The sequence below is a fragment of the Micromonospora sp. NPDC049044 genome (assembly GCF_040649215.1).
GTDB lineage: Bacteria > Actinomycetota > Actinomycetes > Mycobacteriales > Micromonosporaceae > Micromonospora.
On sequence record NZ_JBEZFA010000003.1, the window covers coordinates 157,117 to 176,216 of the forward strand.

The 19,100-nt window shown below is 73.1% G+C and carries 14 protein-coding genes; 11 read left to right on the forward strand and 3 right to left on the reverse strand.

Annotated features, from left to right (window positions below; translation table 11 throughout):
- Window positions 1-65 precede the first annotated feature (65 nt).
- Window positions 66-392, forward strand: coding sequence for a ferredoxin (gene fdxA / locus AB0B85_RS03585; protein WP_007464872.1), 327 nt, complete (start codon window positions 66-68; stop codon window positions 390-392).
- Window positions 389-1,498, forward strand: a complete 1,110-nt coding sequence (gene dapC / locus AB0B85_RS03590) for a succinyldiaminopimelate transaminase (protein ID WP_357403331.1) — start codon at window positions 389-391, stop codon at window positions 1,496-1,498. Before fdxA ends, dapC begins: the two co-directional genes overlap by 4 nt.
- A 47-nt stretch (window positions 1,499-1,545) precedes the next feature.
- Here dapC and AB0B85_RS03595 read toward each other — a convergent pair whose 3' ends face one another.
- Complete coding sequence (locus tag AB0B85_RS03595) at window positions 1,546-3,387, reverse strand: M48 family metallopeptidase (protein ID WP_357403147.1); 1,842 nt, start codon at window positions 3,385-3,387, stop codon at window positions 1,546-1,548.
- Between the two features lie 186 nt (window positions 3,388-3,573).
- Here AB0B85_RS03595 and AB0B85_RS03600 point away from each other — a divergent pair, with 186 nt between their 5' ends.
- From AB0B85_RS03600 to AB0B85_RS03615, 4 genes are all read left to right on the forward strand, one after another.
- A complete protein-coding gene (locus tag AB0B85_RS03600) occupies window positions 3,574-4,509 on the forward strand; it encodes a DUF4034 domain-containing protein (RefSeq protein WP_357403150.1) in 936 nt (311 codons plus the stop codon).
- A gap of 94 nt (window positions 4,510-4,603) precedes the next feature.
- Window positions 4,604-5,617 carry a prephenate dehydrogenase/arogenate dehydrogenase family protein gene (locus AB0B85_RS03605; protein WP_357403152.1) on the forward strand — a complete coding sequence of 338 codons (1,014 nt, stop codon included), beginning with the start codon at window positions 4,604-4,606 and terminating at the stop codon, window positions 5,615-5,617.
- Between the two features lie 10 nt (window positions 5,618-5,627).
- A complete protein-coding gene (locus AB0B85_RS03610; protein WP_357403154.1) occupies window positions 5,628-6,278 on the forward strand; it encodes an SIMPL domain-containing protein in 651 nt (216 codons plus the stop codon).
- Window positions 6,278-6,925: a nucleoside/nucleotide kinase family protein gene (locus AB0B85_RS03615; RefSeq protein WP_357403156.1), complete on the forward strand. Its 648-nt coding sequence runs from the start codon at window positions 6,278-6,280 to the stop codon at window positions 6,923-6,925. The genes AB0B85_RS03610 and AB0B85_RS03615 overlap by 1 nt, the downstream gene beginning before the upstream one ends.
- 25 nt (window positions 6,926-6,950) lie before the next feature.
- On the opposite strand, the gene AB0B85_RS03620 is transcribed toward AB0B85_RS03615, so the two are convergent.
- Together AB0B85_RS03620 and dapD are read right to left on the reverse strand one after the other, a co-directional pair.
- Complete coding sequence (locus AB0B85_RS03620; RefSeq protein WP_357403158.1) at window positions 6,951-7,508, reverse strand: sugar O-acetyltransferase; 558 nt, start codon at window positions 7,506-7,508, stop codon at window positions 6,951-6,953.
- A gap of 149 nt (window positions 7,509-7,657) precedes the next feature.
- On the reverse strand, window positions 7,658-8,617 hold the full coding sequence (gene dapD / locus AB0B85_RS03625) for a 2,3,4,5-tetrahydropyridine-2,6-dicarboxylate N-succinyltransferase (protein ID WP_357403160.1): 960 nt from the start codon (window positions 8,615-8,617) through the stop codon (window positions 7,658-7,660).
- 78 nt (window positions 8,618-8,695) lie between these two features.
- Between dapD and dapE the strand changes: the two genes are divergently transcribed.
- The 5 genes from dapE (at window position 8,696) to AB0B85_RS03650 (ending at window position 18,891) form a co-directional block, all read left to right on the forward strand.
- The gene (gene dapE, locus AB0B85_RS03630) at window positions 8,696-9,769 is read left to right on the forward strand and encodes a succinyl-diaminopimelate desuccinylase (RefSeq protein ID WP_357403162.1); all 1,074 of its coding nucleotides are present in this window, start codon (window positions 8,696-8,698) and stop codon (window positions 9,767-9,769) included.
- Window positions 9,770-10,129: 360 nt separating this feature from the next.
- Window positions 10,130-10,993: a TIGR00730 family Rossman fold protein gene (locus tag AB0B85_RS03635; RefSeq protein ID WP_357403164.1), complete on the forward strand. Its 864-nt coding sequence runs from the start codon at window positions 10,130-10,132 to the stop codon at window positions 10,991-10,993.
- Entirely contained in the window at window positions 10,993-11,538 is a 546-nt protein-coding gene (locus AB0B85_RS03640; RefSeq protein WP_357403166.1) for a TIGR00730 family Rossman fold protein, read from the forward strand. Before AB0B85_RS03635 ends, AB0B85_RS03640 begins: the two co-directional genes overlap by 1 nt.
- A gap of 237 nt (window positions 11,539-11,775) precedes the next feature.
- Window positions 11,776-15,459, forward strand: coding sequence for a PD-(D/E)XK nuclease family protein (locus AB0B85_RS03645; protein ID WP_357403168.1), 3,684 nt, complete (start codon window positions 11,776-11,778; stop codon window positions 15,457-15,459).
- A 27-nt stretch (window positions 15,460-15,486) separates the two neighbouring features.
- Complete coding sequence (locus AB0B85_RS03650; RefSeq protein ID WP_357403170.1) at window positions 15,487-18,891, forward strand: ATP-dependent DNA helicase; 3,405 nt, start codon at window positions 15,487-15,489, stop codon at window positions 18,889-18,891.
- Window positions 18,892-19,100 lie beyond the last annotated feature (209 nt).

The window sequence follows — 19,100 nt, forward strand, 5'->3', positions numbered from 1 at the left end:
CCGGCGAGATACTAGGCTCTTACCGTCGCGGGTGATCGCGGCGTGTCTTGCGGAGGAGAAGACCGGTGACCTACATCATCGCCGAGCCGTGCGTGGATGTGCTCGACAAGGCATGCATCGAGGAGTGCCCGGTCGACTGCATTTACGAGGGCAACCGGATGCTCTACATCCACCCCGACGAGTGCGTCGACTGTGGTGCCTGTGAGCCCGTCTGCCCGGTGGAGGCGATCTTCTACGAAGACGACGTCCCCGAGCAGTGGAAGGACTACACCGGCGCCAACTACGAGTTCTTCGAGGACCTGGGCTCGCCCGGTGGTGCCTCGAAGATCGGCAAGGTGGAGAAGGACGCCACCTTCGTCGCCGCGCAGCCGCCGCGCGGCGAGGGCCACTGAACCGGCCCGCGCCGGTCTCGTCGCGGCTGCCCGAGTTCACCTGGGACACCCTGGACGCCGCGGCCACCCTGGCCGCGGCGCATCCGGATGGCCTGATCAACCTCTCCATGGGTACGCCGGTCGACCCGGTGCCCGAGGTGATCCGCCGGGCGTTGGCTGACGCGTCCGATGCTCCCGGTTACCCGCTGACCGCCGGCACCCCGGCGTTGCGGGCCGCGATCGCGGCGTGGGTGTCCCGGGCCTGTGGCGCCGGGGTCGACGGGCTCGGCGTGCTGCCGACCATCGGCTCGAAGGAGCTTGTCGCCTGGCTGCCGACCCTGCTCGGCATCGGCCCGGGTGACGTGGTGGTGGTGCCGTCGATCGCGTACCCCACGTACGAGGACGGTGCCCGCCTGGCCGGCGCCACGGTTGTCCGCACCGACTCGCTCACCTCGGTCGGGCCGACCCCGCGCGTCCGGCTGGTCTGGGTCAACTCGCCCGGCAACCCGACCGGCCGGGTGCTGCCCGCGGCGCACCTGCGCAAGGTGGTCGACTGGGCTCGGGAGCGCGGCGCGGTGGTCGCCAGCGACGAGTGCTATCTGCCGCTGGGCTGGTCGGCCGAGCCGGTTTCGGTGCTGTCCCCGCAGGTAAGCGGTGGCAGCTATGCCGGGATCCTCGCCGTGCACTCGCTGTCCAAGCGATCAAATCTCGCCGGCTACCGGGCCGGGTTCGTCGCCGGTGACCCGGCGCTCGTCGCCGAGCTGCTCAAGGTGCGCAAGCACGCGGGCATGATCGTGCCCGCGCCGGTGCAGGCGGCCATGGTGTCCGCACTCGAGGACGAGCGGCACGCCGAGGAACAGCGGGAGCGCTACCGCGCCCGGCGGGAGGTGCTGGCCGCCGCGTTCACCGGTGCCGGGTTCACCGTCGAGCACTCCGAGGCGGGTCTCTACCTCTGGCTCACCCGGGGTGAAGACTGCTGGCAGACGGTCGACTGGCTGGCGCGGCGGGGCATCCTGGTCGCGGCCGGCGTCTTCTACGGTCCCGGCGGCCAGCAGCACGTACGGGCGGCGCTCACCGAGTCCGACGAGCACATCGCCGCAGTCGCGGCCCGCCTCGCCCAGGTCTGAGCGCGGGTTCGGGCGGTCGGGCCGGTGGCCCGACCGCCCGAACGGCGTCAGTCGCTGATCTGGCCGAACACCCGCAGCAGCGTGTTCCGGCTCTGCTTCTCCAGCAGTTCGCTGGAGTAAAGCTCCTGCATGGCGATGACCCGCCCGTCGTGCACTGTCACCTCCGCCTTCAGCGGCACCTCCCGCTTGACGTCCACGGACACGATCTCCTCGTACGGCAGGAACGTGTGCCTGGCCGACAGTTCCGCCATCGACACCGAGCCGACCAGCGTGCGCAGCCGATCCTCGCCCTGGCTGGCCTTACCCGGGTTGGCGATCAGGACCAGCCCTCGGTCGAGGACGAGCACGTCGTGCTCCGTACCGTCGATCTTGATGTTGGCCAGCGCGCCGATCAGGTCGGCGTTGCGCGCGGAGGCCCGCTCCTGCACCACAGTCGCGCCGGACGGGTCGATGCCCAGCTCGGCCAGGCGGGCCAGCGCCACGTCCAGGGTCTGCGCTACGACGGCCAACTTGGCGATCTCGGCGAGGTCCAACGGCTGCCCCTGCGGGCCGACGAGCTGCGCCGGGCCGGACCAGGAGAGCTGCCAGTGGGCCTGACCGGAGCGGACGGCCGCGTTGTCGAGCAGGGTCTCCATCGGTCCGGCGAATCGGGCCGCGGCCTCCTTGCGGGTGGCGTCGTCGAAGAACTGCTCGGCGAACTCGCCGAGCCGGCCGGAGCGCACCAGGTCCAACACTGTGGTGAGGCCGGGCTGGGAGGTGCCGGTGAACCGTCCGGCGGCCCGGTAGATGCTGTCCGCCTGCTCTTGCACGCCGGCCGCGACCGCCGCGGCGATGAACTGCGCCCAGGGCAGCGCGGTGCGCTGGCCGTGGTCGACCACGATCCGCTGCAACTGCCGCCCGGCCGCGTCGATGTCGGCGAGCAGCAGCGCGGCAGGCCGTTCGTCAGGTGTGACGGTCCCGGCCGGCAGGGCCGCCATCGCGGCGACCCGGACGCCGATCGGCGGGTGGGTGTCCCACGGCGAGGGATCCCGGTCGGGGGCGTTCTCCCGTAGCGCGGCGAGCTCGTCCCGTCGGGCGTGCAGGAGCTGGCCGAAGCCACCGAAGAGGTCGTCCGGCGCCAGCCCGGCCGACCAGCCCGACTCGACGTAGCGACGCATGAAGAACCCCCAGGCCGCGTCGAGCGCCGGCAGGGTGCGCAGCGCGGAGGCTGCGGCGTCGTGCCCGGCCAGCAGCACCGAGGAGCGGTCGGCCTCCAACTCCTGCCGCCGGGACGCGGCGTTGTCGACAATCAGGTAGAGCCTCGAGTAGCCCTTGAAGACCCAACCGACCGGGTTACGCGGGCTGATCCGGTCAAGCGTCTCCGCGATGGCGAGCCGACCCCGGTACGCCACCCCGCCGAGTCGGGTGTGCTTGCCGGAGTAGTGGCCCAGCTCGTGCGCGAGGACCGAGCGCAGCTGGTCGGTCCGCATCGCCTGGAGCAGCGGCAGTCCGACGTACAGGGTGCGCCGCCCGCCGACCAGGCCGAGCAGTTTGCTCTGCTCGGCGACCGCCGCGTTCACCTCGGGCACCAGCCGGATCTCGTCCGGGGCGCGGGTGCCCACCGCGCTGGCCAGCTCGCGCACGGTGGCCCACAGGCCCGGTGCCTCGTGGTCGGTGAGCACCAGGCCGGGTTCCGGCTCGTTCTTCGTACGGATCGCGCGCCACAGCCCGACGGCCACCGCGCCCAGCGCGATGACCAGGGGCAGCAGCAGCTTCCCGGTGACGACCCCGTTTGTGTGATCGAACAGCCAGACCCCGAGTGCGACGACGGCGGCGAGCTGGAGGAGCGCGACGACGTAGAAGCCGATCAACATGACCACCGAGGCGAGCGCCCGGTATGTCGCGGACATTGGGTTTCCTTCCCGCTGTAGCCCGCATCGACGTGGCGGGCGGCGCAGCGGACCGTACGACGCTGATCTGACGCGGACAACCCCCTTCCGGGCGGCCTCGCCAAGACTTACGATCTTGCGGATTCGTCACGGGGTGAGAGGCAGCGCGTCATGTGGCCGTTCCGGCGTAGCAACAGGCAGGTGGCGGTGCCCACGTTGACCGTGGACCCGACCGAGGGCGACCCGACCGCGCGGGCGTTGCGGGAGGCCGCCGCACGGCGGGACTGGGCCGCCATCCGCGATCTACTCGCCCCGGTGACCGACCCCGACGACCACGCCTTCTACGTCACGGCCGTCGCCGATACCGACGGCGTGCAGGACTGGATCGGTGCGTGGATCGAGGCCGAACCCGGCTCGACGCTGCCGGTGCTGGTGCGCGGGGCGCACGCCGTCTACTGGGCCTGGGAGGCCCGCAGCAGCGCACGGGCCTCGCAGGTGAGCCAGGATCAGTTCAAGGAGTTCTGGCGGCGACTGCGGCTGGCCGAGAACTGCCTCGACGAGGTGGTCGACCGCGATCCGGACGACACCACGGCGCGTACCTTCCTGGTGACCTCGGCCCGGGGCCGGCAGGTGGACCGGGACGAGGCGAACCGGCGGTTCGGCGAGGTGGTCGCCCGGCACCCGTGGCACCGGATCGCGCACGAGCAGATGCTGCAGTACCGCTGCCGCAAGTGGTACGGCAGCCACGAGGAGATGTTCGCGTTCGCCCGCGAGGCGGTGGCAAAGTCGCCGGCCGGCTCGCCGCTCGGGCACCTCGTCGTCGTCGCGCACCTGGAACAGTGGTTGGACCTGCCCGTCGGCGAGGACGACGAGTACCTGGACGACGACGCGATCCGCGCCGAACTCGCCGCCGCCGCCGACCACTCGGTGCGGCACCCCGACTACCGGCGCCGACCGGGCTGGGCGAGCGTGCACAACACCTTCGCAATGGGCTTTTCGAAGGTGGGGGACCTGCGCTCCGCCGCCGGCCAGTTCGAGGTGATCGGCGACCAGGTGACCTCCTGGCCCTGGCAGTACATCAACAACGACCCGGTGATCCCGTTCGTCGCCTGGCGCGACGACGCGATGGCCGTCGAGGACTGACCGGCGTCCGGACCGGCCCCGGACGATATCCTCGGCCCGACCCGGTCGGGGCCGTGTCGGCCCCACACCCCAGCAGGATCGTCGAGGTGTGCGGATGGTGGACAGGCCCGGTGTGCGGGCGGCGGTGGTCGGCACCGGCCTGATCGGTGGTTCGGTATTGCTCCGGCTGCACGCCGCAGGCGTCGACGTGACCGGGTGGGATCCGGACGAGGACACCCGGCGGGAGGCCCGCCGGGTGGGCGTACCCACTCCGGACCGGCTGGCCGACGCGGTGGCCGACCGGGACGTGGTCTTCCTCTGCGGGCCGCTGCCCACCCTGCCGGCGACGCTTGTCGAGGTGGCCGCGATGACCGGTGAGCGTTGTGTGCTCACCGACGTGGGCAGCACCAAGGCGGAGGTGGCGGCGTTCGCCGCCGCGCACGGGCTGACGCACCGGTTCGTGCCCGGCCACCCGATGGCCGGCACCGACCGGGCGGGCTTGACGGCGGCGGGGCCGGAGCTGCTCGCCGACGCCGCCTGGGTGCTCTGTCCCGCGGCCGGGCCGGCCACCGCCGCGTTCCGTTGGCTGGCCGCGCTGCTGACGGACCTGTTCGGGGCGCGGGTGGTGCCGATGTCCGCGGCGGAGCACGACTCGGCCGTCGCGCTCGCCTCACACGTGCCGCACCTGCTGGCCGGCGCGCTCGCCGGTGCGGTGCAGCGCGCCCCGCTGCGCGACGCGATTCTCGCGCTCGCCGCCGGCAGCTTCTCCGACGGCACCCGGGTCGCCGGCACCCCCGCCGGTCGGACCGCGAACATGCTGCTCGGCAACCGGGACCGGGTGCTACGCGAGCTGGCCGAGGTCACCGCGTTCCTGGACGACCTGACCGCCGCGCTGCGCGACGGCGACGCACCGGCGCTCACCGCCCGGTACGACGAGGCCCGGACCGCCCGCGCGGCGCTGCGGGAACGCCGGTTCGACGCGGAGCACCGGCAGTTCCCACTCGACGGTGACCACGCCGCGGAGGTGTCCTGGCTGCGTGGGTTGGGGGTGGCCGGCGGTCACCTGACGGGTCTGCGCGTCGGCGTCGACACTGTCTCCTACGCGGCGCGGCGGCCCGCGGCTGACTAGGCTGAGGGGCATGGCGGCGGACAGTCCGGTGGTGCAGGTACGCGGCGAGGCGTACCGGGAGGTGCCGCCGGAGCTGGCCCGGTTCGCGGTCACCGCGACCGCGCGGGACCGCGATCGGGAGACCACCCTGACCCGGCTGGCCGAGCGTGCCGCGGCCGTCCGGGTGCTGCTTGACGGTTCCGGGCCGGCGGTGGCGCGGCGGGAGACCGGCGATCTGCGGGTGCGACCGGAGACCCGTCGCTCGGGCGAGCGGGTGGTCGCCTGGCACGGCAGCGTGACCACCACTGTCACGGTCACCGACTTCACCGCCCTCGGCGAGCTGATGCTCCGGTTGGCCGACCAGGATCAGGTCGAGGTGGCCGGGCCCTGGTGGGAGCTTCGCCCGGACAGCCCCGCGCACCGCGAGGCCCGACACGCCGCGATCCGTGACGCGCTGGTCCGGGCCCGGGAGTACGCCGAGGCGCTCGGCGCCCAGGTCACCTCGCTGCTCGAGCTGGCCGATGCCGGGCCGGCCGACCGGCCGATGTTCGCCCGCGCGGCGTTCGCCGGGAGTGGCGGCGCGGGTGGCGGGCCGCCGGAGCTTGAGCTGGACCCGCAGCCGCAAACCGTCCAGGCGGCCGTGCAGGCGCGGTTCACGATCAGCGCGCCGGTCCTCGACTGATGCCACCGCCGCGGGTGCTGTCGGTCGACGAGTTGGTGCGGCGGGCGTCGGCGCTTGCCGAGGCCGGTCCGCGGCAGCTGCTGGGCATCGCCGGCGCCCCGGGCGCGGGCAAGTCCACGCTTGCCGAGCAGGTAGTGGCCGCCGTCGGGTCGGCCGCCCGGTTGGTGCCGATGGACGGCTTCCACCTGGCGCAGTCCCAGTTGGTCCGGTTGGGCCGCGCGGACCGCAAGGGCGCGGTGGACACCTTCGACGCCAACGGGTTCGTGTCGTTGCTGCGCCGGCTGCGTCGGCTGGAGCCCACCTCGGTGTACGCGCCGGAGTTCCGCCGGGAGCTGGAGGAGCCGGTGGCCGGGGCGATCGAGGTGCCGCCGTCGGTCCGGCTGGTGGTGACCGAGGGCAACTACCTGCTGCTGCCGGATTTTCCGTGGCAGGAGGTGCGTGCGCTGCTGCACGAGACGTGGTTCCTCGATCTGGACGCCGATCTGCGCCAGCGTCGGTTGACCGCCCGGCACGAGGCGTTCGGGCGGTCGCCGGAGCAGGCCCGCGCATGGGCGTTGGGCACTGACGAGGCGAACGCGGCCCTGATCACTCCGACCGCCGACCGAGCCGACCTGGTGGTCCGGCTGCTCGAACCCCCGGCGGCCTGACCGGCCGGGCCCGGCCTGGCGGTCTTCAGTCCAGGTCGCGGATCGGCCGGGCGGGGTTGCCGACGGCGACCACGTTGGCGGGCAGGTCCCGGGTCACCACAGCGCCCGCGCCGACGACGGTGTTCGCGCCAATCGACACTCCGGCCAGCACTATCGCACCGCCGCCGAGCCAGACGTTGTCGCCGATGGTGATCGGTTTGGCGGCCTCCCACTTGTCCCGGCGTGGACCGGGTTCCACCGGGTGGGTCGGCGTGAGCAGTTGCACGTTCGGTCCGATCTGGACGTCGGCGCCGATGGTGATCGGGGCGACGTCGAGGAAGACAGTTTGGTAGTTGACGAAGCTGCGTGGCCCGATCCGGATCTGCCAGCCGTAGTCGCAGTAGAACGGTGGGCGGATCCAGGCGTCCTCGCCCAGGTCGCCGAGCAGTTCGCGCAGCGCCGCCAGCCGCCCCTGCGGGTCCGCCGCGGCGCTGGTGTTGAAGCGTTCCATCAGCCGGGCGGCCCGGTCCAGGTCGGCGATGAGCTCTGGGTCGTCGGCGAGGTAGGGCTCGCCGGCCAGCATCCGGTCCTTCATGGAGGTCACCCGGTCGATGATGCCCGCCAGCAGCGGTGCCGGTTGGCGGGTTTCGTCATATTTCCCGGGGACACCACCGGCAGCACTGTCACCGAGCGGATCATCCAGGCGTACCCCCGTGGGGTCCGTGGCCGAGCGCCGCGGACCCGGCGGGTGCGTCAGTCGTTGGCGTGCAGGGCGGCATTCAGCTCGATGCCCCGGCCGGTGCGTGGCCGGGCCTCCAGCGCGCCGGTCACCGAGTTACGCCAGAACAGCAGGCCGTTGACGCCGGACAGCTCCCGAGCCTTGACCACCCGGCCGTCCGGCAGGGTGACCTTCGAACCGGCAGTGACGTAGCAGCCGGCCTCGACCACGCAGTCGTCGCCGAGGGAGATGCCGATGCCGGCGTTCGCGCCGACCAGGCTCCGCTCGCCGATGCGGACCTTGTCGGTGCCGCCGCCGGAGAGGGTGCCCATGATCGACGCCCCGGCGCCCACGTCGGAACCGTCGCCGACCACCACACCCTGCACGATCCGCCCCTCGACCATCGAGGTGCCGAGCGTGCCGGCGTTGAAGTTGCAGAAGCCCTCGTGCATCACAGTGGTGCCGGCGGCCAGGTGCGCGCCGAGGCGGACCCGGTCGGCGTCGGCGATGCGCACCCCGGCGGGGACGACGTAGTCGGTCATCCGGGGGAACTTGTCCACCCCGTACACCGCCAGGTGGCGGCCGGCCGCCCGCTCGATCACCCGCAGCTCGTCCACCCGCTCCGGTGGGCACGGCCCGGCCGACGTCCAGGCCACGTTCGCCAGCTTGCCGAAGATGCCGTCGAGGTTGAGCTGGTTGGGTCGGACCAGGCGGTGCGAGAGCAGGTGCAGCCGCAGGTACGCGTCCGGGGCGTCCTTGATCGGGTCGTCGAGCGAGCCGATCACGGTGACCACCTGGACGGTACGCAGACCGGGCAGGGACCGGTCACCGAGCGCCGCCGGCGGCAGGTCGAGCACGTCCGACTTGTCCTCCCCGGCGACAAGCGGCAGCTCACCCAGGCCCAGCTTGCCGGTCGGGTACCAGGTGTCGAGCACCTGCTCGTCGGCCGTGACAGTGGCCAGGCCAATGCCCCAGGCGGATTCTGCGGACGTCACTGATACACCTCTCCGTCGCGGCCGGGCCGACCTCAGCTCACTCCTCGCGCTGACAGACCTGACGGTACCGTGCGAACCATGGAGAACCCGCTGACCCCCGAGGTCCTCGCCGATCCGGTGCAGCTGACCCGCGCTCTGGTCGACATAGAGTCCGTGTCCCTCAACGAGAAGGCGATCGCCGACTGTGTCGAAGAGGTGCTGCGGGGCGTACCGCACCTGACCACCCACCGGCACGGCAACACGGTGATGGCGCGTACCGACCTCGGTCGGGCGCAGCGCGTCGTGTTGGCCGGGCACCTCGACACGGTGCCGCTCAACAACAACTTCCCGTCGACCATGCGCGGCGATCTGATGTACGGCTGCGGCACCTCGGACATGAAGTCCGGCACCGCGTACGCGCTGCACCTGGCGGTGACGCTGCCCGAGCCGCGCTACGACGTGACGTACTTCTTCTACGAGGCGGAGGAGATCGAGTCGCGGTACAACGGGCTCAACCTGGTCGCCCAGGCGTACCCGGAGTGGCTGGAGGCGGACTTCGCGGTGCTGCTGGAGCCGACGTACGGCATCGTCGAGGCGGGCTGCCAGGGCACCATGCGGGCCCTCGTGACGACGACTGGTGAGCGGGCGCACGCGGCGCGCTCCTGGCACGGGGTGAACGCCATCCACGCGGCCACCGAGGTGCTGCGGCGTCTGCAGACGTACGAGGCCCGGCGGGTCACCATCGAGGGGTGCGACTACCGCGAGGGCATGAACGCGGTACGGATCATCGGTGGGGTCGCCGGCAACGTGATCCCGGATCGCTGCGAGATCGAGGTCAACTACCGGTACGCGCCGGATCGCGACCCGGCGGCTGCCGAGGCACACCTACGGGAGGTGTTCGCCGGCTTCGAGGTGGTGGTGACGGACGCGGCGGCCGGTGCGGCTCCCGGCCTGCAGGCGGCCCCGGCGCAGGAGTTCCTGGCGGCGGTGGGCGCGGCACCGATCGGCAAGCTGGGCTGGACGGACGTGGCCCGGTTCGCGGCCATGGGTATTCCCGCGCTGAACTTCGGGCCGGGTGACCCCAACCTCGCCCACCACCGGGACGAGCACGTCGAGATCAGCAAGATCCGCGACGGCGCGGCGACCCTGCACCGCTGGCTGGCTCCGGCCTGACCGATCGCCCGGTGATCAAGAGGTTTGCGTCACCCTGGCCCGTTGTCGGCGACGCAAACCTCTTGATCGGCTCCTGCGGGCGTGGCGGCGGTGGGGGAGATGAGGGTCGGGTCCTGCAGTCGCGTGCGGCGGCGTTCGGCCACCACGTCTTGGATCCGTCGCTGCATCTGGCGACGGATCCGGATCATCTCGCTGTTACTGATCACGCTGTCTCCTCCCCCGAAGGCGCGCGCCCGGGCATACCGGGTATGTGAATAGTAAGACGTACGGGGGAGCGAATTAGTTGCCCATGATCCCGAACTATTTCCCGGCGACCGCGCCCCGCGCCCCGGCGAGGTGCCGCTCCACTACGGTTGCTCCATGAGCCAGAGCAACGGGCGGGAGGCCGGTCGCGGTCCAGGGCAGGAGCGGCACCGGGGTGCGGTCACACTACGCAGAGGGGCGATCCCGAGCAGCACCGCCGACCAGCGGCTGCTGGATTCGCGCGGACGGGGTGACTGGAAGACCAAGGACGCCTGGCGCGCCCTGCGCATCCTCTCCGAGTTCGTCGAAGGGTTCGACACCCTCGCCGACCTGCCGCCGGCGGTGAGCGTGTTCGGCTCCGCGCGCAGCGGACCGGACAGCGCCGAGTGCCGGCTGGCCGAGCAGCTGGGTGGCGCCCTGGCCCGAGCCGGCTACGCGGTGATCACCGGAGGGGGGCCGGGGGTGATGGAGGCCGCCAACCGCGGTGCCAGCGAGGCCGGTGGGCTTTCCGTCGGGCTCGGCATCGAGCTGCCGTTCGAGCAGGGGCTCAACGAGTGGGTCGACCTGGCGATCGACTTCCGTTACTTCTTCGCCCGCAAGACGATGTTCGTCAAGTACGCCCAGGCGTTCGTCGTGCTGCCCGGCGGGTTCGGCACCATGGACGAGCTGTTCGAGGCGCTCACCCTGGTGCAGACCGGCAAGGTCACCCGCTTCCCGGTGGTGCTGATGGGGCTCTCCTACTGGCAGGGCCTGCTCGACTGGCTGCGCGACACCATGGCCGCCGACGGCAAGGTCGGTCCGGTCGACCTCGACCTGATCTGCCTCACCGACGACGTGAACGCGGCGGTCCGGCACATCGTCGAGGCGGAGGCCGCGCTCTCCGCGGAGCAGGAGGCGGTCCGGGACGAGGCCGTCGCGCGTACCGGCGCGGACCAGCAGGCCGCCGCCGCGCAGGCCGCCGAGCAGCCGCGGGACAAGTGATGGCCGCGATCTGCGTCTTCTGCGCCTCCTCCCGCACGCTCGACCAGCGCTGGTTGGACCTGGCCACCGAGGCCGGCGAGCAGTTGGCCCGGCGCGGTCACACGCTGGTGAGCGGCGGTGGCTGCGTCGGGATGATGGGTGCGGTGGCCGACGGCGCCCGATCCGCCGGCGGGCGCACCCTGGGGGTGATTCCGCAGTCGCTCGTCGACCTGGAGGTCGCCGACCTGGCCTCGGACGAGCTGCTGGTGACCGACTCGATGGCCGGTCGCAAGACCCTGATGATCGACAAGTCGGACGCGTTCCTCACCCTGCCCGGCGGACTGGGCACCCTGGACGAGTTGTTCGAGGTCTGGACGACGGCGACTCTCGCCCTGCACGCCAAGCCGATGGTGCTCATCGACACCGACGGGTTCTACCGCCCACTGCTGGACTGGCTGGACGGCCTGGCCGACAATCGCTTCCTGAAGCCCGCCGGTCGCGCCCTCCTGACGGTGGCCACCTCGGTCCCCGAAGCCCTGGACGCCCTGGAGTCCCAGCTCACCTAACCCCACCCCACCCCACCCCACCCCACCCCACCCCACCCACCCCGGCCCACCCCGGCCCCGCGCGCTCCGGCCGCGTTGATCATGAAGTTATTGCCCTCGATGTCGGCGTGTCTTGGCTATAACTTCATGATCAACCACGCGAATGGGGGGTTCGGTGGGGTGGGGTGGGGTTCGGTGGGGTGGTGGGGTTCGGAGGGGTTTGGTGGGGGTGTCGTACTGGTCTGATGGGATGAGCTGATGCAGGCGTACCGGTTGGTGCGGCCCTCCGTTGGGCCGGCGCGGGAGGACGCGGCGGCGCCGACCGACGCTTCCGCGCCCGCCGCCGGCGGTTGGCGGGCCGATCCGGTGCAGGCCGAGGTGATCGGGCACACCGCCGGGCCGATGCTCGTGCTCGGCGGCCCCGGCACCGGAAAGACCAGCACGCTTGTCGAGGCGGTCGCCGCCCGGGTGCGCGAGGGGGTCGACCCCGAACGGATCCTGGTGCTGACCTTCGGTCGTCGCGGGGCCACCGCCCTGCGGCAGCGCATCGAGGCCCGGGTCGCGCAGGACGGCCACCGGGTGCTGCGTGAGCCCCTGGTGCGCACCTTCGCGGCGTACGCCTTCGGGCTGCTGCGCCGCGCCGCCGCCGAACGAGGCGAGCCGTCGCCCCGGCTGCTCACCGGCCCGGAGCAGGATCTGATCATCCGTGAGCTGCTCGACGTGGTGGGCGAGGAGCCCGAGGACGACCCGGTCGGCTGGCCGGACGACCTGCGCCCCGCCCTGCGTACCCGGGCCTTCGCCGGTCAGCTGCGCGACTTGCTCATGCGCGCCGCCGAGCGGGGCGTCGGCCCGGTCGACCTGGCCCGGCTGGGCGAGAAGCTCGGCCGCGCCGACTGGCCGGCCGCCGCACGCTTCCTGCGGGAGTACGTCTCCGTGCTCGCGCTGCGCGACGTCAGCAACCGGGGCTCCATCGCGTACGACCCGGCGGAGCTGGTCCGGGCGGCCACCGGGTTGCTGCGTGACGACGAGGAGTTGCTGGCCGCCGAGCGCCGCCGGATCGCCCACGTGTATCTCGACGAGTTGGCCGACACCGACCCCGCCCAACTGGAGCTGCTCTCGGTGATCGCGGGCGGCGGCACCCCGCTTGTCGCGTTCGCCGATCCGGATTCCTCCACGTACGCGTTCCGCGGCGCCGACCCGGCCGGCGTGAGCACGTTCACGCACCGCTTCCGGACCGCCTCCGGAGCGCCCGCCGCGCAGGTGCTGCTGACCACGTCGTACCGGGCCGGGCCGGGTCTGCTCGCCGCCGTGGCCCGGCTGGGCCGCCGGCTGCGCGGCCCGGCCGCGCACCGCCGACTACACCCACTGCCCGACGCGCCAGCCGGGACGGTCGAGGTGCACACGTTCCGGTCGGCGACCGGTGAGGCCGCCTGGCTGGCCCACGCGCTGCGCTCGGCCCACCTGCTCGACGGCGTGCCCTGGTCGCGGATGGCGGTGCTGGTGCGGTCCACCGCGTTGCAGCTGCCCACGCTGCGCCGGGCGCTGCACGCCGCCGGCGTCCCCACCGTGGTGCACGGCGAGGACCTGCCCCTGCATCTGCAACCGGCTGTCGCGCCGCTGCTGCTCCTGCTGCGCTGTGCGCTGGAGCCGGATCGACTGGACGAGGAAGCGGCGGTCGCGCTGCTGCACTCGCCACTGGGCGGGGCCGACCCGCTGGCCGAGCGGCGACTGCGCCAGGGCCTGCGTGCCCTCGCGCTGGCCGGCGGTGACCGCCGCCCGTCCGGGGAGCTGATCGTCGAGGCCCTGCGCGACCCGGCCGAGCTGGCCGGCATCGACCGACGCTGGGCGGAGCCGGCGCAGGCGGTGGCGGGCCTGCTGGCCACCGCTCGCGACGCCGCCGCCGGGCCGGGCTCGACCGCCGAGGACGTGCTCTGGGCGGTGTGGAGTGCCAGCGGTCTCGCCGAGCGCTGGGCGGGGGCGATCAACCAGGGGCGGCCAGCCGCCGGGGAGGGGGACCTGGCCCGGCGGCGGCGGGCCGAGGCGGCCGACCGCGACCTGGATGCGGTGCTCGTGCTCTTCGACGCGGCGGCCCGGTTCACCGACCGGCTGCCCGGCGCCCGCACCGAGGTCTTCCTCGACCACGTGCTCGCACAGGACCTGCCGGCCGACACCATCGCGCCGACCGCCGACCGGGGCGCGGCGGTACGCCTGCTCACCGCGCACGCCGCCAAGGGCCTGGAATGGGACCTGGTGGCGGTGGCCGGCGTGCAGGAGGGCATCTGGCCGGATCTGCGCCTGCGGGGCAGCCTGCTCGGGTCCGAGCGGCTTGTCGATGTGCTGACCGGCCGGTCGGTCGACGGCGCCACAGCGGCGAACGTGGTGGGTCAGACCTCGGCGTTGCTCGACGAGGAGCGCCGGCTCTTCCACGTCGCGATCAGCCGGGCCCGGCACCGGCTACTGGTAAGTGCCGTGGCCTCGGCCGCCGTCGGTGGCGACGACCACCAGGAGCAGCCGAGCCGGTTCCTGCACGAGCTGGGCCCGACTGTGCCACCCACCCTGCCGAGCGCCGGACCGCCCACGCCGCCCACGCCACCGGGCCCGCGCACCGGCCCCCAGGCCGGGTCGCCAGCCTCCAGCCCACCAGAGGCCACGCCCGCCGCCGACCGGTCCGCCGGCGACCCGGCCACCGCCGGGACGTCCGGCGTCGACCCGAACAGCGTCGACCCGAACAGCGTCGACCCGAACGGCGTCGACCCGAACGGCGTCGGCCCGAGCGGCGTCGGCCCGAACGGCGGCGACCCGAACAGCGGCGACCCGTCCGCCGCCGACCCGAACAGCGTCGACCCGAACGGCGGCGGGACGAACGGCAGGACGAGCGGCGCGACCGACGATGACGGCGAGCCGGACCTTCCGGGGGCGCTGCCGGTGACCCGGCCACCTCGGGCGCTCACCCTGCCGGCGCTGGTGGCCGAACTGCGTACCGCCATCACCGACCCGGCCGCCCCGGCGGGCCGGCGGCGCGCGGCGGCGGCCGAGTTGGCCCGGCTGGCCGCCGCCGGGGTTCCCGGTGCGCACCCCGACGACTGGTGGGGATTGCGCGCGCTCTCCGACGATCGCCCGCTCGTCGACGACGGGGACCCGGTGCGGGTCACCCCGTCGGCGATGGAGAGCGCCCTGCGGTGCAGCCTGCGGTGGCTGCTGGAACGGCACGGTGGCAGTGGCCCGACAAGCACCGCACAGGGGGTGGGCAACCTGGTGCACGCCGCCGCGATGCTCGCCGAGGACGCCAGCGCCGACCGGGGCGCGCTACTCGACTACGTGGCCGCCCGGTTCGACGCGATCGAGCTGGCCGCCCGGTGGATGGCCGGGCCGGAGCGGGAACGCGCCGAGGCGATGGTCGACAAGCTGCTGCGCTGGCTGGCCACCAACCCGCGGCGGTTGCTCGCCATCGAGCACGAGTTCGCGGTCCGGCTGGACGACCCGCACCGGCCGATCGACCTGACCGGCCGGGTCGACCGGCTTGAGGTCGATGAGTCCGGGCGGCTCGTGGTGATCGACCTGAAGACCGGCAAATCCACAGCTGTCACGGGCACCGACCTGGCCGAGCATCCGCAGCTCGGCGCGTACCAGGCGGCGGTGGAGGCGGGGGCGTTCGCCGAGTTCGGTGACGAGTCCGGCGGCGCGGCCCTGGTGCAACTCGGCACCTCCGCAAAGGATGCCCGGGAGCAGAACCAGCCGGCGGCCGGCGAGGGACCGGCGGCCGGTTGGGCGACCGCGCTGGTCCGGCGGACCGCCGATACGATGGCAGCCGCCACGTTCGCCGCGGTGGCCAACTCGAAGTGCCGGGTCTGCCCGGTCCGCACCAGCTGCCCGGTCTCCGGGCAGGGGCGTCAGGTCGTCGAACCGCCGACCGTGCGACGCAACAGTGAGGGCGAGGAGTGAGCGGGTGTCGCAGCCTGAGACAGCACCGTGAGCCAACCCACCCTGTTCGGTGCGGGCCCCACGCCGGCGCCCCGGCTGGCGGACTCCGGCCCCCGCTACACGCCCGTGGAGCTGGCCAAGCTGCTGCGGCTGCCGGCACCCACCCGGGAGCAGGCCGCGATCATCGCCGCCCCGGTGGAACCGCTGCTTGTGGTCGCGGGAGCCGGGTCGGGCAAGACCGAGACGATGGCCGCGCGGGTGGTCTGGCTGGTGGCCAACTCGTACGTACGCCCGGAGCAGATCCTCGGGCTGACCTTCACCCGGAAGGCGGCCGGTGAGCTGGCCCACCGGGTCCGCACCCGGCTCGACCAGCTGATCCGCAGACTCGGCAGGCAGGGCCGCGACCCGCTTGACGACCCGCTCGCCGGGGAACCCACCATCTCCACCTACCACTCCTACGCGGGGCGGATCGTCACCGAGCACGGGCTGCGGTCCGGCTACGAGCCGACGACCCGGCTGCTCACCGAGGCGTCCCGCTGGCAGTTGGTCGACCTGCTGGTGCGCAACTACGACGGCGACATGTCCGAGGTGGACCGGATGCCGAGCACCATCACCGACGCGGTGCTGGCGCTGGCCGGAGAGTTGGACGAGCACCTGGTCGGGCCGGACCAACTGGCGGCCTGGACCGGTCGGTTCTTCGCCGAGGTGCAGTCCCGGCCGGGTCGGGTGTACGCCGACGTTCGCAAGGCCCTCACCCTGCAACAGACCAGGCTGCGTCTGCTGCCGCTGGTGCGGGCGTACGCCCGGCGCAAGCTGGACTTCGAGGCGATGGACTTCGCCGACCAGCTCGCCCGGGCGGCCCGGGTCGCCCGGGACCACCCGGGGGTCGGCGAGATCGAGCGGGGCCGCTTCCGGGTGGTGCTGCTCGACGAATACCAGGACACCAGCCACGCGCAGGTGGTGCTGCTCAACGCGCTGTTCGGTGGCGGGCATCCGGTGACCGCGGTCGGCGACCCCTGCCAGTCCATCTACGGCTGGCGGGGGGCCAGCGCCGGCACCCTGGACCGGTTCCCGACCGAGTTCGCCCGCGCTGACGGCCGGCCCGCCCCGGCGCTCGGGCTCACCACGAGCTGGCGTAACCGCCCGGAGATCCTGCGGGTGGCGAACGCGCTGTCGGCTCCGCTGCGGGCTGCGGGTGCCCGGGTGCCGGAGCTGCGCTCCGCGCTCACCGTCCTGGACCCGATCCCGCACCGCAGTCCCGGCGGTGCGGCCGGCGGCACTGTGCACTGCGCGCTGCTGCCCACGTACGCCGACGAGGCGGACTGGATCGCCGACAGTGTGCTGGCCGCCTGGCGGGGGGCCGCGCGGATGCCGGGCGCGGCTCCCGAGCACATCCCGGTGGCGCAGCGTCCGAGCACCGCAGTGCTGGTTCGGGTACGCAGCCAGATCCCGGCGATCGAGTCGGCGTTGCGTGAGCGTGGCCTCCCGGTCGAGGTGGTGGGGCTCGGCGGCCTGCTGGACACCCCCGAGGTACGCGACGTGGTCTGCACGTTGCGGGTGCTTGCCGACCCGACCGACGGGGCCGCGCTGCTGCGGTTGCTCACCGGCGCCCGCTGGCGGATCGGGCCCCGGGACCTGGTGGCGTTGCACCGGCGGGCCCGCGCCATCGCCAACGCCCGGCGCCAACTGGCCGCCGACGACGCCGCGGAGATCAGCCCCGATCTGCTCGACGAGGCGACCCTGGTGGAGGCGCTCGCCGATCTCGGCCCGGCGCAGGCGTACTCGGCGGAGGGTTTCGCGCGGCTGCGCGCGTACGGCATGGAGTTGGCGTTGTTGCGCTACCGGTTGGATCAGGCGTTGCCGGATCTGATCGCGGACATCGAGCGGACCATCGGCCTGGACGTGGAGGTCGCGGTGCGGGCCGGTCGGGACGGTGCCGGCGACGCCGGCCTGGCCCGGGGTCATCTGGACGCCCTGGGTGACGTGGCGGCCCGCTTCAGCGGGGAGACGCCGGGCGCGACGCTGTCCGGGTTCCTGTCCTACCTGGCCGCCGCCGAGGACGAGGAGCGTGGTCTGGCGCCGGGCGAGGTGGAGGTGGTGGAGGGCGCGGTGCAGGTGGTCACCGCGCACGCCGCCAAGGGTCTGGAATGGGACGTGGTGGCGGTGGCCGGCCTGTGCCGTGGGTCGTGGCCGGGGCCGGTGCGTAACTCCGATCACTGGTTGGGCGGGCTGGGGGTGCTGCCGTTCCCGCTGCGCGGCGACGCCGACGGGTTGCCCGAGCTGGCGCTCGACGAGGCGGCCGACCAGCGGGCGGTGGCGCGGGCGGTTACCGACTTCACCGACGCCTGGCGGGCGCACGACGAGCGGGAGGAGCGCCGCCTGACCTACGTGGCGGTCACCCGGCCACGCCGGCTGCTGTTGTGTTCCGGCTACTGGTGGGGGGAGGGCACGAAGCGTCCGCGAGGTCCGTCGGTCTTCCTGCGCGAGATGTACGACGCCTGCCTCGACGGTGGGCCGGGGCACCTGATCGACACCTGGGCACCGGAGCCGACCCCGGACGCGACGAACCCCACCGCCGAGGTGGTGCTCCGCGCGGAGTGGCCGGCTGACCCGCTCGGTGGTCGTCGACCGGAGTTGGCCGAGGCGGCCGGGTTGGTACGCCGCCTGATGACCGACGGGCCGACGTCGGGGGCTGTCGGTCCGGTGGGACCGGTGGTCGCCGGGCCGCTGGTGTCGGTCGAGCCGGCGGTGGACCCGGAGGTGGCGCGTTGGCAGCGCGAGGCGGATCTGCTGCTGGCCGAGCGGGCCGAGCTGACCCGGCTCTCCGGTGCGGTGGAGGTGGCCCTGCCGGGGCAGTTGAGCGTCACCCAGCTGGTGGCGTTGCGACGCGACCCGGCGGCGCTGGCCCGTACGCTGCGCCGCCCGGTGCCGGCCGAGCCCAACCCGTACGCCCGCCGAGGCACCGCCTTCCACGCCTGGTTGGAGCAGCGCTTCGGTGCTGACCGTCTGCTGGACCTGGACGAGTTGCCCGGCGCGGCCGACGCGGATGCCGCGCCCGACGAGGCGCTTGTGGAGCTTCAGGAGCGGTTCCTGGCCAGCGAGTGGGCCGACCGGTCACCGATGGAGGTGGAGGTCCCGTTCGCCACGGTGATCGGTGGCGTCGTGGTGCGGGGGCGGATGGACGCGGTCTTCGCCCGGCCGGGTGGGCGGTTCGACGTGGTCGACTGGAAGACCGGCGCGCAGCCCGCCGGGCCGGCGGCGGAGGTGGCCGCGGTGCAGCTGGCCGTGTACCGGTTGGCCTGGGCGGAGCTGGCCGGTGTGCCGGTGGACCGGGTGGGCGCTGCGTTCCACTACGTCCGGCACGGGGTGACGGTTCGGCCCGCTGACCTGCTGGATGTGACAGGGCTCACCGCCATGATCACCCAGTTACCCGAAGATTCCGCCCGACATTGACCGCTCGCGGGAAAACCATGATAGGTTGACCGGGTTGCAGTTTTGGTTACCAGAGACTCTGTGTGCGCCTGGCGGGATTGTGGCCCCAGGCGCTCTTTGTTGTGTCCGGAGTTCTCCGGGCGGGGCGACCAGAAGCGACAGGCGATTCGCGCATCCCCGCGCGGAGCGCTCCTCTTCGGGCCCGCAACAAGTGCGGGTCCGACGTTCCG